14 protein-coding genes are annotated in these 13,169 nt (G+C 54.7%); 6 read left to right on the top strand and 8 right to left on the bottom strand.

Translation table 11 applies throughout. The features are described 5' to 3' along the window. The first annotated feature begins 142 nt into the window (after positions 1–142). Positions 143–487 carry a DUF4288 domain-containing protein gene (locus tag ABMV07_RS03610; RefSeq protein WP_088268149.1) on the top strand — a complete coding sequence of 115 codons (345 nt, stop codon included), beginning with the start codon at positions 143–145 and terminating at the stop codon, positions 485–487. Positions 488–491: 4 nt separating this feature from the next. On the opposite strand, the gene rsrA is transcribed toward ABMV07_RS03610, so the two are convergent. Both rsrA and ABMV07_RS03600 read right to left on the bottom strand, forming a co-directional pair. Then, the gene (gene rsrA, locus ABMV07_RS03605) at positions 492–743 is read right to left on the bottom strand and encodes a mycothiol system anti-sigma-R factor (RefSeq protein ID WP_088268147.1); all 252 of its coding nucleotides are present in this window, start codon (positions 741–743) and stop codon (positions 492–494) included. After that, entirely contained in the window at positions 740–1,363 is a 624-nt protein-coding gene (locus ABMV07_RS03600; RefSeq protein WP_088268145.1) for a sigma-70 family RNA polymerase sigma factor, read from the bottom strand. The genes rsrA and ABMV07_RS03600 overlap by 4 nt, the downstream gene beginning before the upstream one ends. 45 nt (positions 1,364–1,408) lie before the next feature. On the opposite strand from ABMV07_RS03600, the gene ybaK reads away from it, so the two are divergent. Continuing rightward, a complete protein-coding gene (ybaK, locus tag ABMV07_RS03595) occupies positions 1,409–1,912 on the top strand; it encodes a Cys-tRNA(Pro) deacylase (protein ID WP_197691822.1) in 504 nt (167 codons plus the stop codon). Here the strand turns inward: ybaK and ABMV07_RS03590 are convergent. Then, complete coding sequence (locus ABMV07_RS03590; RefSeq protein ID WP_197691823.1) at positions 1,898–2,584, bottom strand: SOS response-associated peptidase family protein; 687 nt, start codon at positions 2,582–2,584, stop codon at positions 1,898–1,900. The genes ybaK and ABMV07_RS03590 overlap by 15 nt on opposite strands. On the opposite strand from ABMV07_RS03590, the gene aroA reads away from it, so the two are divergent. Next, entirely contained in the window at positions 2,578–3,873 is a 1,296-nt protein-coding gene (aroA, locus tag ABMV07_RS03585; RefSeq protein ID WP_197689735.1) for a 3-phosphoshikimate 1-carboxyvinyltransferase, read from the top strand. The genes ABMV07_RS03590 and aroA overlap by 7 nt on opposite strands. 4 nt (positions 3,874–3,877) lie before the next feature. Then, entirely contained in the window at positions 3,878–4,885 is a 1,008-nt protein-coding gene (gene rsgA / locus ABMV07_RS03580) for a ribosome small subunit-dependent GTPase A (protein ID WP_196977752.1), read from the top strand. A gap of 1 nt (position 4,886) precedes the next feature. On the opposite strand, the gene ABMV07_RS03575 is transcribed toward rsgA, so the two are convergent. Further along, the gene (locus tag ABMV07_RS03575) at positions 4,887–6,167 is read right to left on the bottom strand and encodes a fatty acid desaturase family protein (RefSeq protein WP_088268135.1); all 1,281 of its coding nucleotides are present in this window, start codon (positions 6,165–6,167) and stop codon (positions 4,887–4,889) included. A 14-nt stretch (positions 6,168–6,181) separates the two neighbouring features. Continuing rightward, positions 6,182–7,252 carry a ferredoxin reductase gene (locus ABMV07_RS03570; protein WP_088268134.1) on the bottom strand — a complete coding sequence of 357 codons (1,071 nt, stop codon included), beginning with the start codon at positions 7,250–7,252 and terminating at the stop codon, positions 6,182–6,184. 189 nt (positions 7,253–7,441) lie between these two features. On the opposite strand from ABMV07_RS03570, the gene ABMV07_RS03565 reads away from it, so the two are divergent. Further along, on the top strand, positions 7,442–8,791 hold the full coding sequence (locus tag ABMV07_RS03565; protein ID WP_374063848.1) for an IS256-like element IS1132 family transposase: 1,350 nt from the start codon (positions 7,442–7,444) through the stop codon (positions 8,789–8,791). Between the two features lie 127 nt (positions 8,792–8,918). Here ABMV07_RS03565 and ABMV07_RS03560 read toward each other — a convergent pair whose 3' ends face one another. Beyond that, a complete protein-coding gene (locus ABMV07_RS03560) occupies positions 8,919–9,425 on the bottom strand; it encodes a DUF6912 family protein (protein ID WP_374064870.1) in 507 nt (168 codons plus the stop codon). A gap of 11 nt (positions 9,426–9,436) precedes the next feature. Further along, positions 9,437–9,847, bottom strand: coding sequence for an HAD-IA family hydrolase (locus tag ABMV07_RS03555; protein WP_374064869.1), 411 nt, complete (start codon positions 9,845–9,847; stop codon positions 9,437–9,439). 117 nt (positions 9,848–9,964) lie between these two features. Here ABMV07_RS03555 and ABMV07_RS03550 point away from each other — a divergent pair, with 117 nt between their 5' ends. After that, positions 9,965–10,450, top strand: coding sequence for a hypothetical protein (locus tag ABMV07_RS03550; protein WP_234914500.1), 486 nt, complete (start codon positions 9,965–9,967; stop codon positions 10,448–10,450). 99 nt (positions 10,451–10,549) lie between these two features. On the opposite strand, the gene secA is transcribed toward ABMV07_RS03550, so the two are convergent. After that, positions 10,550–13,111 carry a preprotein translocase subunit SecA gene (secA, locus tag ABMV07_RS03545; protein WP_197689737.1) on the bottom strand — a complete coding sequence of 854 codons (2,562 nt, stop codon included), beginning with the start codon at positions 13,109–13,111 and terminating at the stop codon, positions 10,550–10,552. Positions 13,112–13,169: the final 58 nt, after the last annotated feature.

The following is a 13,169-nucleotide window of genomic DNA, read 5'->3' as shown; positions in this document are numbered from 1 at the left end:
AACAAAGCTCGCGATTCGAGGCCATCTCCCAGATAATGGAGAAAGATGGACTTTGCATCGCGAGCTTTTTCATTCTCGTATTTGCTAACCTTGGGCGCATATTCCCATAACACATACACGTAATTGATAGGTGAACGAGAAAATGGAACCTTATGTCGGCATTGTTATCTTCGAACTCGCCAAATCAAATACTTCACCAGAAGAGAACAACAACTTTTTCCGCGAAGATTTCTATATTGTCTATGCAGATTCGGAAGAAGCTGCTCACAAATTAGTGGAAAAGCGCGCACACGAAGAAGAAACCCCCAAAGACGCAGCGCAAGACTCAGATCCTACAGTAACACTGCGCCACATCATCGACGTCGCCCCAGCTCTTTACGGATACGTCGATAAAGACTGCGATCTGTATTCTCGCCATTTCGCCTCACTTGAAGACTACGCACGGTTTGAGATGATGCTTGGCGGAACGGATCCCTTAAGCCACTAGTTCTTTACTGGTATTTGATCTGGGTAATGGAGATCGAATACGTGATTTTTTCCCGCAGTGTAGCTGGTGCGATGCCACAGCAGCAGCGTTTTAGCAATCCACGTAGTTCGGTTTCTGCTTCTACGATCTCAGCGCAGTGTGGGCACTGAGCTAAGTGCGCCTGCAGGCGAGCACAATCGACTGGAGAAAGCTCCCTGTCGAGTAAGGCGTACATGTACTCGCGTAATTCGGAACAAGAACATCCCTCGTGGCTCATGCTTTGTTCTTCCTTCCTGCAGCATCAGTGGTGTGATCTGCATGTTTATCCTCAACCGCAATTCCGTGTTCTTGCGCCACGTCTTTCAACGCCTCACGCAACTGTTTTCTTCCACGATGGAGTCGACTCATCACGGTTCCCAGTGGGGTACCCATGATCTCTGCGATCTCTTTGTATGCCAACCCCTCAACGTCTGCGTAGTAAACGACCATGCGGTAGTCCTCACTGAGGTCGTTCATGGCTTGGGCAATCCGCTGATTAGGAAGGTTTTTCAAGGCTTCCACCTCAGCGGATTCTAAACCGACTGATTCATGGGAGGACGTGGCCAGTAGCTGATGATCGGTCACATCTTCAGAAGATTGCTGCGTAGGCTGGCGCTTCTTTTTCCGATACGAATTGATATACGTATTGGTCATAATGCGGTACAGCCATGCTTTGAGGTTGGTCCCCTCGCTAAAGCTATTGAAGGCTTGATATGCCTTAGCGTAAGTTTCTTGGACTAGGTCCTCAGCGTCTGCTGGGTTACGCGTCATCCGGAGTGCGCCACCATAGAGTTGATCGAGCAACGGTAGCGCGTCACGCTTGAAACGTGCGTCAAGGTCGCTTGTTTTCGTAGCCACTGGTCTCCTTAGATATGGTTAAAACCATTCTAGTAGGAGGCATAAATGAGCAAGAAAAAGCCGTCCGGTGCTACACCTGCACTCGCTGTGTTGGAAGCTGCGGGTATCGAGCATTCGGTGTCTACTTTTGAAGGTGGCACAGACCATTTTGGTGACGCCGCAGCTGCGGCACTCGACGTAGATTCGAATAGGATTTTTAAAACACTGGTCATCGATTTAACTGCAGGTAAAGGACCCAAGCGTCAACTTGCGGTGGCATGTATTCCGGTGACCTCAAAGTTGAGCTTGAAAAAGGTAGCGGCTGCGTTGGGCGCGTCAAAAGCCACGATGGCGGATCAACACGACGCCGCTAAGTCGTCAGGTTATATTCCTGGCGGTATTTCTCCTATTGGTCAGAAGCACCCGTTGCCCACTGTGGTAGATGAGACGGCCATTTTGTTTGACACGATTTTTGTTTCCGGCGGCAAACGCGGTCTTGATGTGGAACTCAGTGGCGAAGATCTTATCCGCGTTGTTGACGGAAGTTTCGCGGATTTACAGGCTGAATAGATCCGTGGGGGCGTCGATAAGCTCTGGGTAGTCGTTTCGGATATTTCCCACGCTGGGGTCAGCTGGGCTCGTATGAAAGGCGGATGCATCGCCGGGAGTAAGAAGTCCACTGGCCTCGTCGGCGCTGCCACGCAGCCATACGGCGAGCTCGTCGTTGTTTAAAAACCTCGGCATGCGGTGATGCAGCCAGTCCAAAGGCACAACGGAATCAGTGGTTATCATCGTCGCTGAAAGCATGCCAGCACCGCTATCCCACAGACCGGCAACCCATGTGGGTGCACCAGTAGTAATCCAATATGGTTTCTCGTTGTGCCACTCGTAGTAGCCGTCCATGGGGATCGCACACCGTTGAGTACGAAACGCCTGACGAAAACTCGGTTTGGTAGTCACTGTTTCTGCCCGCGCATTAAACAACGGTGGTGACGTGACCTCGCGCTTCCATACAGGAATCAGCCCCCAACGTACTGGCTCAATCACGACCTCCGTTGGTGTTGTTCCCACCCTAAGAACCGGAATGATCGTGGTTGGAGCGATGTTATAGCGCGCCGGTGGCATACCTTTCGGCGCATGAATGCTGTGAAAAATCCGCAGCGCTGGGTGTCCCAATAGCGACTCGTCGGTAGTAAACAAAACAAAGCGTCCGCACATGTCTTTATTATGGAGGAATGGCACAATTGTGGGACGCACCAACCCCAACCAATGCGGTACATGCAACCGTACGGGTTCCGGGGTCTAAGTCGATGACCAACCGCGCGCTTATCTTGTCCGCGATCGCTCATCGCCCAGCACAGATAAACGGGGCGCTACGTTCACGAGACACCGACCTAATGATCCGCGCACTCACCGCCCTAGGTGCTAGCGTGCGTTTCGACGACCCCAATCACGGCGCTGCATCCACATCGCTGCACGTCACCCCCGCGCCTTTCCACAGCGCCACCATCGACTGCGGCCTGGCCGGAACAGTTATGCGTTTTGTTCCCCCCATAGCTGCATTAGCGCATGGCAGTGTGTTCTTTGACGGAGATGTGCAAGCACGCACTCGCCCCATGGGAGAAATCCTCGATGCCCTTCGCACTCTGGGGGTAACAGTTACCGGCACCCAGCTCCCCTTCCATGTGGAAGCCTCCGGACAGCCCGCCGGCGGTGTCGTCGACATCGACGCGTCCGGATCCTCCCAGTTTGTCTCGGGACTTTTGCTTGCCGGCGCACGCTATCGCACCGGACTGACCGTGCGGCATATTGGCGGCAAGTTGCCAAGCCTGCCGCATATTGAGATGACTGTTGATATGCTACGTCTTGCTGGTGTGCAGGTGGATAATTCTGTAGAAAACGAATGGCGAGTAGAACCAGGTGACGTAGAAGCTCGAACTTGGAACATCGAACCCGATCTCTCCAATGCCACGCCGTTTCTCGCAGCGGCAGCCGTGACCGGTGGAACGGTCACCATTCCGGATTGGCCACAGCGCACGACCCAAGCCGGCGACGTGATCCGCGATATTTTAAGTCGTATGGGCTGCACCGTTGAGATGATTTCTCGAGGTTCGAGTTTTGATCTGCGTGTAACTGGCCCGGAGCGCGGTCAGCTGAAGGGAATTTCTCTCGACATGTCCGATATTGGTGAGCTCACCCCCACTGTTGCAGCTCTGGCGGCTCTTGCCACAACACCTTCGAAGTTGGTGGGAATCGCTCATCTGCGTGGGCATGAGACTGATCGGCTAGCGGCGTTGACTAAAGAAATCACAGGTATTGGTGGCTCATGTACCGAGCTTGCCGACGGCCTCCACATCACGCCCAGTACGCTTCATGGCGGGACGTGGCATTCCTATGCGGATCACCGAATGGCTACTGCAGGTGCCATCATCGGCCTCGTTGTTGGCGGTGTCCAGGTTGACGACATTGACACGACGTCGAAGACTCTGCCTGGTTTTGCCGATATGTGGCATACGATGGTGCGAGGCTAGGTCGATGGCACGCAGAAACTCTCGTCGCCAATGGGATGAATCCGACGTACGTGTACGCCCTGGCAAAGGCTCACGCCCCCGTACGAAAGACCGCCCGAAGCATGACAACGCTGAATTCGGCATGGTTGTGACCAAAGACCGCGGACGCTGGGGTGTTGTCCTTGACGGTCAGGAAACACCAGTGGTGTGTATGCGCGCCCGCGAAATGGGACGCACACCCGTGGAAGTTGGCGATCGAGTAGGAATTGTTGGTGATACCTCAGGACGGCCAGGCTCTCTTGCGCGCATTGTGAAACTCGCAGAGCGCAGCAGCGTGTTACGGCGAACTGCAGATGACACCGATCCTTACGAGCGCATTGTTGTTGCCAACGCGCAGCAACTGCTCATCGTCTGCGCCGTTGCCGATCCCGCGCCACGCGCAGGTTTTGTCGAACGCGCCCTCGTAGCTGCATTCGTGGGCAATCTTCAGCCCGTGATCTGCCTGACCAAATCTGACCTCGCAGACCCCACCGAGTTCGCCTCCGAGTTCGCAGCCCTCAACGTTCCTGTGGTGGTGTGCGGTGTGGAAGATCCACTCGAGCCACTGCAAGAATTCACCCACGGCGCTATCTCTGCGACCATTGGGCATTCTGGGGTAGGCAAATCGACGTTGGTAAACCGCCTAGTGCCCTCCGCGGCACGCGAAACCGGTGAGGTATCCGGCGTGGGTAAAGGTCGCCACACCTCGACGCAGGCCGTCGCATTGCAGTTGCCGGAAGGCGGCTGGATCATCGACACCCCAGGCATCAGATCCTTCGGCCTCGCCCACGTCGATGCCGATACTGTCATCGGTGTATTTGAAGACCTCCATGAAGCAGTCGAACAATGCCCGCGCGGTTGCACCCACATGGGTCCTCCCGCCGACCCCGAATGCGTCCTCGACACTTTCGACGCAGACTCCCCCACTGGTCGCCGCGTTGTCGCGGTGCGCAAGTTGCTCGGCGCCTTGCGCACCAACGTGGATTGGGAATAGATCAGCGCTGTTGATTTCCCCGCGGCCTGCGCCCTGAATAGATCAAGATGGCATCTTTGATACTCGGGCGCAGGCGTTTGAGTAGTTTTAGGCCCGTGCGTAGGCCGCTACCGTTGCTTCCGCCTGCCAGCTGATTTTCAATCTCAGGGTTTTGCGAAAAAGCGCGGTTCGAGCGCACCTCGGGGGCATTATCTGGGCTCGCCACTAAGTACTTATTGGGAAGGGTGAGCTTGAGCAGTGTTTTTTGCACCTTGAACAACTGTGCTGGGAAAGAATCGACGTTGTACGGCAGATCGTATTCGTCGCACAGCGCACGCACTTTCTCTCCTACTTCTGCCAGACGATTCGATGGCATATCTGGGAACAGGTGATGTTCAATCTGGTAATTCAAATTGCCCGACATAATGGTGAGCAACTTGCCGCCATAAAAGTTTGCAGACCCCAGCATTTGGCGTAGATACCACTGATTGTGGTCCTCGTTTTTAAACTGTTCTTTGGTAAACGTCTCGGCCTCATCAGGAAAATGTCCGCAGAAGATAACAGAATATGCCCACACTGAGCGCACTAGGTTGGCAACCGCATTCGCCTTCACTGCCTGTGGAAAGGCCTTTCCAGCAAGTGCTGGATAGAAAACGTAGTCGCGAGCAAGCTGGCGACCTGCTTTGTTCGTCGTCTCCCAGAATTTGTCTTTTGTGTCATTCCAATCAGCGCGTTTAGTCAGATAGCGCCCAAGTTCCACGTCGTAGTACCCCACCGCCCACTGGAACATCGCTGCCAGCACGGTATTCACTGCCGGTTGGAAAGCATGTAGTGCTGTCCATTTTCGGTCGCGGGTGACGCGCAAGATTCCGTATCCCACATCGTTGTCCATTCCCAGCACATTGGTGTAGGTGTGGTGCACAAAGTTATGTGAGTGCATCCATTGTGATGATGGGCAAACAATATCCCACTCCCATGTGGTGGAGTGGATTTCGGGATCATTCATCCAATCCCATTGCCCATGAAGCACGTTATGCCCGATTTCGAGATTTTCTAGTATTTTCGCAGTGCTGAGCAACCCTGTTCCGAGCCACCAACACTTCTTATTTCCCGCAAACAACAGCGTGAATCGACCAGCTGCCTCAAGGCTACGTTGGGTACGAATCAAGCGCTTGATGTAGGCCACGTCCCGAGCACCTAGTGACTGCGTTACCTCTGCTTTGATCTGATCTAGGCGACGACCGATTTCTTCGATGTCTGCGTCGCTTAAGTGTGCATACGCTTTAATGTTGTCGATTGCCATGAGATTGTTCCGTCCTATGCTTCGATAGTGATGTCGCCTGCAGCTACGCACACGCAGGTACGAATACGTGACCCCGGCTCATGAGTCTCGCCGGTGACGAGGTTGGTTGCGTGGCCATGAGTCAGCGGACGCACACAGGTGTGGCACAACCCCATACGGCAGCCAAAGGGAAGCTGTACTCCCGCCTGCTCTCCTGCCTCGAGAACCGTGGTGGCGCCGTCGACAAGCACGCTGGCACGCTGCCCAAAGCTCACCGTGCCGCCCTGCGCTGTCGTGGCCTTTCGATCCAGCAAAAATCGCTCAGTGGTGAGGTTAACGTGATTCTTATTCGCCCATGACTCGTACGCATCAAGCATGGTGGACGGGCCGCAGGCGAACACAGTGCGGCTCGTTACATCAGTAACTATCGACGCCACCGTCTCCGGTGTCACCCGCCCCTGCGAGGACGTCTCTTGTACCACCACACGCAGCTGCGGGTGTTGCGTTGCCATTCGCGCTAACGCCTCAAGAAACAACCCATGAGCGCGATCGCGTATCGAATACACCAGCACCACGTCAGTTTCGGCAAACTGTTGGCGCTCAGCCATCGTGCGCAACATGGAGATAATCGGCGTAATGCCTGTTCCTGCAGCAATGAGTGCAAGCTTTGGGGGCAACGGAGTGGGGAGATGAAAATTGCCTGCGGGGGCAGACAAGCGCACCGTGGTTCCTGGAGTAGCATGGCCTACCAAGTGATTTGAGAGCTTGCCATGTTCTACCGCGCGCACCGTGATCGATAACAATGAGTCAGACGTTGTCGGTGTGCAGGTCAGTGAATAGCTGCGCCAGATGTATCTGCCATCGACTTCCACACCAATTCCGATAAATTGACCAGGCTCAAATTGGGTGGGCACACCCCAGCCCGGCACGATGTCAAGATGAACAACGTCTGTTTCTCGACGTACAGCTGCGATAGTTCCACGAAGTTCGCGTGTTGACCAGCGTGGGTTAATCAGCACCGAGTAATCATCTGGCAGAAGTGGCGTGGTAAATCTGCCAAGGATTTTTCGCACCTTTGAGAGACGATCTTTCGACGTCCGTGCCATGACATTCTTCCCTTCCCAAAACATAACCTACGGTTAGGTAACCGGAGTGAGTATGCATGTTACGTCAGCGTAGGTTTTCCCGTCAAACATTTAGGGAGAAAAGTATCTGTGTCTAAGAAAGACCACCCCCTACGAGGGTGTCAGGTGTTTTGTGTGTGAGGCTCTGATCCAGAAGGAGTTTCACTGATAATGACTACCGTGTCACCGAGGAAAGGTCATGACCCGAACAGGGTCAACGAGATCAGCGCTAAGCTGATGGAAAATCCGGAAATCGCCGAACTGATCGGCGAGTTGTCGACTTCCACCGATGATGCCAGCGACCTGGTCAAAGGTCTTTTGCAGGCATCGATCAACGCTGGTCTGCAGGCTGAAATGGACGCGCATCTGGGATACGCGCACTCTGATCGTACGGCGAAAGCCCAGCTGGGCACCCCGGATGGTGGCAATCACCGCAACGGGTCGTACACCAAAACCGTCAACTCTGGTTACGGCACCTTTGATGTGACTATGCCCCGGGATCGAGCTGGCACGTTTACGCCGCGGATGCTGCCTAAAGGCACCCGCCGTCTGACGGAGCTTGATGACATGATCATCTCCCTGTACGCCGGTGGGATGACCGTGCGCGATATTTGCCACCACCTCGCCACCACCCTCGGGGTGGATATGAGCCCAGATACGATCAGCACCATTACCGACGCGGTGTTAGAAGAGGTCATGATCTGGCAAAACCGCCAGCTCGACGAGTTCTACCCAGTGATCTTCCTCGACGCGCTGCGAGTGAAGATCCGCGATGGCCACCGCGTGGTCAACAAGTCTTGCTACATGGCGGTAGGCGTCGACATGGACGGCATCAAGCACATCCTGGGATTGTGGATCGCAGACAATGAAGGCGCCAGTTTTTGGGCATCCGTGTGCGCTGACCTTGCCAACCGTGGGGTCCAAGACGTGTTCATCGTCTGCTGCGACGGGCTCAAAGGCCTGCCGGAAGCCGTGGAGGCAACCTGGCCGAATTCCATGGTGCAGACCTGTATCGTGCACCTGATCCGGGCGGCCAACAGGTGGGTGTCCTACCAAGACCGCAAACCCGTATCAAGTGCGCTACGGGAGGTCTACACCGCACCGACCGAGGACACCGCCCGCGCCGCCCTGGACGCATTCGAGGCCAGTGAACTGGGCCGTAAATACCCGCAATCGGTCAAAGTCTGGCGCGACGCCTGGGACCGGTTTGTGCCATTTTTGCAGTTCCCGCCTGCGGCACGGCGGGTACTCTACACCACGAATTCGATCGAATCGCTGAATGCTGAGCTGCGGAAAGCCACCCGCAACCGCGGCCAGTTCCCGAACGATACCGCGGCGCTGAAAACGCTGTGGCTGATGATCTGCAACATCGAGGACAAGCGCGCTGCCCAGCGAGCGAAGAAAGCGAAGCGCGCCATCGAATGCAACGGCTATATTGAAGGAGCGAAAGCCACCGGGTGGAAACAAGCCATCAACCAACTAGCCGTGGCTTACCCCGACCGATTCGCGGACTACTTGTAAACCAAGCCCCCCGCACACAAACAATCGGACACTCTCCCCCCTACTCCTCATGCCCCCGAACTGCGAAAACACAAAAACGCACCCCTGCCACAACCGTGACAAGAGTGCGCCCTTAAAAAAAGATAATCTACAGCAGATCCACCAAAGCCGACAACTCCGAAGGGTCATACCACGCCAAGAAATTATCCAAAGCATCACCTACCGCCAACTCGGCATCCTCATCGCCCAAATCAGCGGCATCGATAACCTCAATAGCCTTAGCCGTGGCAGCCTCCGAGCCTTCTACATCAACATGGATCGCGGCAACAGAATCGAACCCCACAACGGCAGGGTCCAACACTACAACAGACTCGCCAAGATCCGGCCGAAGAGTAATCACCTCATCAGGAACATCCACCGACACCACCACACGGCGATATGGAAACGCCCCTTGGTCACCAACCGCCAGCAAGCGAATAGACGCCAACGCAGCATCCTCAAACGCAGACTCCGCGATTTCCTCCTCATCACCTGCAGTATAAAAATCCCGCAGCGCAGGCGTTACCGCAAAACCATACCCCGAACGCGCAACAATACTGCCCTGCGCATCCAGCTCTTGCAGGATGGAAAAAGTAGCCGGAATATAAACCCGCATGTCGAACTCCTCTAGAACTCACCGTCAAGACCGAAAAGACCCGCGATCTCTACAACCACACGGTCAAACTGCTGATAAAACACACCAACAAGACCGCTTTCCACAGCGCCACGCACATTCAAAATCGAATCATCCACCATCACGCAATCGCGCATAGGCACATAAATCGCATCGGCAGCCGCTTGGAACGCAGCTTCCGACGGCTTCTCCGCACCAATCTCACCGCTCAAAATCACCGCATCCACAATGCCCTGTGTCTGCAACACACGGATAGGATCAGCCGCTGGGCCACCAGGATCGTTCGACAACACCGCAGTGCCAATGCCATGCGCACGGGCAGCAGCCAAGAGGTTACGCCAGCGACGCTGGTCCTCATCCGTTCCATCGAGGACACCCACATAATCGACGATCAAGCCACGCACGGCCTATCCCCACCTCCGTTTATAAGGTATAGAATTTACGAACATTCTCCGCTATTGTGTCACACAAGTCGGTTCGAACGCGCGCCCACGCGTCACACATGCCCAAAATTGTCTGCCTTGAGTACAAACAATCACGCTCAAGGAGCCACTACAACCATCATGCTAACCCCAATCCCAGGGATGAGCTATCTCAAATCCTTTCGGAAAGAATCGACGATTCCTTCCGAAACTCCCCGTCGCCTACCCACAAAAATCAAGCGCGACGCGTTCACCCTTTCTGCAACAGCACTCAATGCCGCATTTGGGCGTCGTCACGCGTCAACGCTTGCCGACGCCCTCTACTCCGAGCAAATTCGCCGCCTAGTATCTGCCAGAAGACGCGGCAAAGCGCCAGTGGCACCAACCCCATTAATCGTGGAAAGCCTGCATTTTCATCAACGCAATCAGCTCATCGATGCAGTAGGGTCAAGCACTTTCCAAGGTCGCCACATTGGGTTTCTTGCACAATTCGAACCGCGCGATCCAACCAGCACCCATCCACAGGTGATTCGAATGCGCAGTCTGCGACTTATCGAGCCACCACCTAATAAACCTTCGCCATAGAAATAACAAACGCCGTCTCCCTAAAACAACGCCATAGACATAACAAACGCCGCCTCCCTAAAACAACAGGAGGCGGCGTTTGTTATGTCGGTGGAAGAATTAGGCTTCTACGGTGCCTTCTTCAGTTTCCGCTGGCTGCTCATTTGCAGCTGCAAACTGCTTGCGCAGCAAGAATAGCTGGCGAACGGTTTCTTCCTTTACAGCGTCTTTCATAGCATTGAACATGTCGCCGCCCTCCTTCTGGTACTCGACCAGTGGGTCACGCTGAGCCATTGCACGCAGACCGATACCTTCCTTGAGGTAATCCATCTCGTAGAGGTGCTCGCGCCACTTGGTGTCGATAACCGGCAGGATAACCATGCGCTCAATGTTGCGCATCTGCGCCTCGCCACCGATAGCGGTGACGTTTTCCTCTAGCTCCGCGTACTGCTTGTGTGCGTCTTCCAGAACAGCTTTACGCAGATCGGAAGCAGAAAGCTCGCCAGATTCACCATAGGTATCGCCATCAATGAGCTCTTGTGCACTAAAGGATGCGCCATAGAGAGACTCGAGAGCGTTCCACAGGGTTTCTAGATCCCAGTCCTCAACGTAGCCGGTCGCGGTCGCAGCATCGACATAGGCACCGATGGTGTCATCGATCATCTTTTGAATATCGGCTGCGATGTCAGCCGATTCGAGGATCTCACGACGCTCCGTGTAAATGACCTTGCGCTGCTCGTTCATGACCTCGTCGTACTTTAAGACGTTCTTACGCATCTCAAAGTTCTGGTTCTCCACCGATGTCTGGGCCGACTTGATGGAGTTGGTCACCATCTTGGCCTCGATAGGTACATCGTCTGGAACGTTGAGGCGGTTCATCATGTTTTCCATGGTCTGGCCAACGAAACGAACCATGAGGTCATCACGCATAGACAGGTAGAAACGAGTGGTGCCAGGATCGCCCTGACGACCAGCGCGACCGCGCAACTGGTTATCAATACGACGCGACTCGTGGCGCTCGGTACCCAGCACGTAGAGGCCGCCTGCCTCGCGAACCTCCTCCGCTAGCTCAGCACCTTTTTCCTTGACGCGTGCCAGCTCGGCATCCCACGCTGCCTCGTACTCTTCAGGCGTATCAACAGGGTTGAGGCCACGCTCACGCAGGTTGATGTCAGCAATGATGTCCGCGTTGCCACCGAGCACGATGTCAGTACCACGACCGGCCATGTTTGTTGCCACGGTCACCGCACCAGGCAGACCCGCCTTGGCCACAATCTGGGCTTCCTGCTCGTGGAACTTAGCGTTGAGTACGCTGTGCTTAATTCCACGGCGCTGCAGCAGCTGGGAGAGATACTCGGAGCGTTCCACAGAGGTGGTACCAACCAAGACAGGCTGTCCCTTTTCCACGCGTTCAGAGATGTCGTCCGCCACGGCAGCAAACTTTGCCTCTTGGGTCTTGTACACCAAGTCAGTCATGTCTTCACGCTGGTTCGGACGGTTGGTAGGAATCGGGATAACGTCCAGCTTGTAGATCTGGTGGAGCTCAGATGCTTCCGTTTCAGCAGTACCCGTCATACCCGACAGCTTGTCGTACAGGCGAAAGTAGTTCTGCAACGTGATGGTTGCCAGAGTCTGGTTCTCGTTTTTGATCTCGACGTTTTCTTTCGCCTCGATCGCTTGGTGCATACCCTCGTTGTAGCGGCGGCCATCAAGAACACGACCAGTGAAATCATCAACGATCAGAACTTCACCGTTGCGTACGATGTAGTCCTTGTCACGGTTGAACAGCTCTTTGGCCTTGATGGCATTGTTCAGGTAGCTCACCAGCTGGGAGTGCTCAGGAGCGTAAAGGTTATCAATACCAAGCTGATCTTCGACAAAGGCAACGCCTTCTTCACGCACACCGACGGTACGTTTACGGTTATCCACTTCATAGTGGATGTCGCGAGTCATACGAGGAACGATCTGAGCGAACACACTATACCACTGCGATGATCCATCTACTGGACCAGAAATAATCAGTGGCGTGCGTGCCTCGTCGATAAGAATGGAGTCAACCTCGTCAACGATCGCGTAGTGGTGACCGCGCTGAACGAGCTCATCGAGAGAGCGCACCATGTTATCGCGCAGGTAGTCAAAGCCCAACTCATTGTTGGTGCCGTAAGTGATGTCGGCATTGTAGGCTTCACGACGCTCCGCAGGCTGCATGTTCGCCAAGATCACACCAACATTAAGGCCTAGCCAGCGGTGCACACGGCCCATCCACTCAGCGTCACGCTTAGCCAAGTAGTCGTTCACGGTAACAACATGAACACCCTTGCCCTCGAGAGCATTGAGGTATGCCGGAAGCACACAGGTCAAGGTCTTACCCTCACCAGTACGCATCTCGGCTACGTTGCCAAAGTGCAACGCAGCGCCACCCATAATCTGCACTGGGTAGTGCTTCTGACCCAGCACGCGCCACGACGCCTCACGGGCGACCGCAAATGCCTCAAGCAAGAGGTCATCTACTGATTCACCTTGCGCAATGCGCTCTTGGAATTCATGGGTCTTAGCCTTGAGCTCCTCGTCAGTAAGATCGGTGTAATCCGCCTCGAGTGCGATCACATCATCAGCGATCTTCTTCAGGCGCTTGACGGCCCGTCCTTCGCCAACGCGAAGCATCTTGGAAAGTCCAAACACGTGTACTGAATCCTTTGAAAATAGTTTCGTCTTAACGTAGACATTCTAGGTCATTGCT

This window comes from Corynebacterium belfantii, from assembly GCF_041898185.1.
GTDB classification, from domain to species: Bacteria; Actinomycetota; Actinomycetes; order Mycobacteriales; family Mycobacteriaceae; genus Corynebacterium; species Corynebacterium belfantii.
Note: the sequence above shows the minus strand (reverse complement) of the source record. Positions and strands in the feature narration are given on the sequence as shown.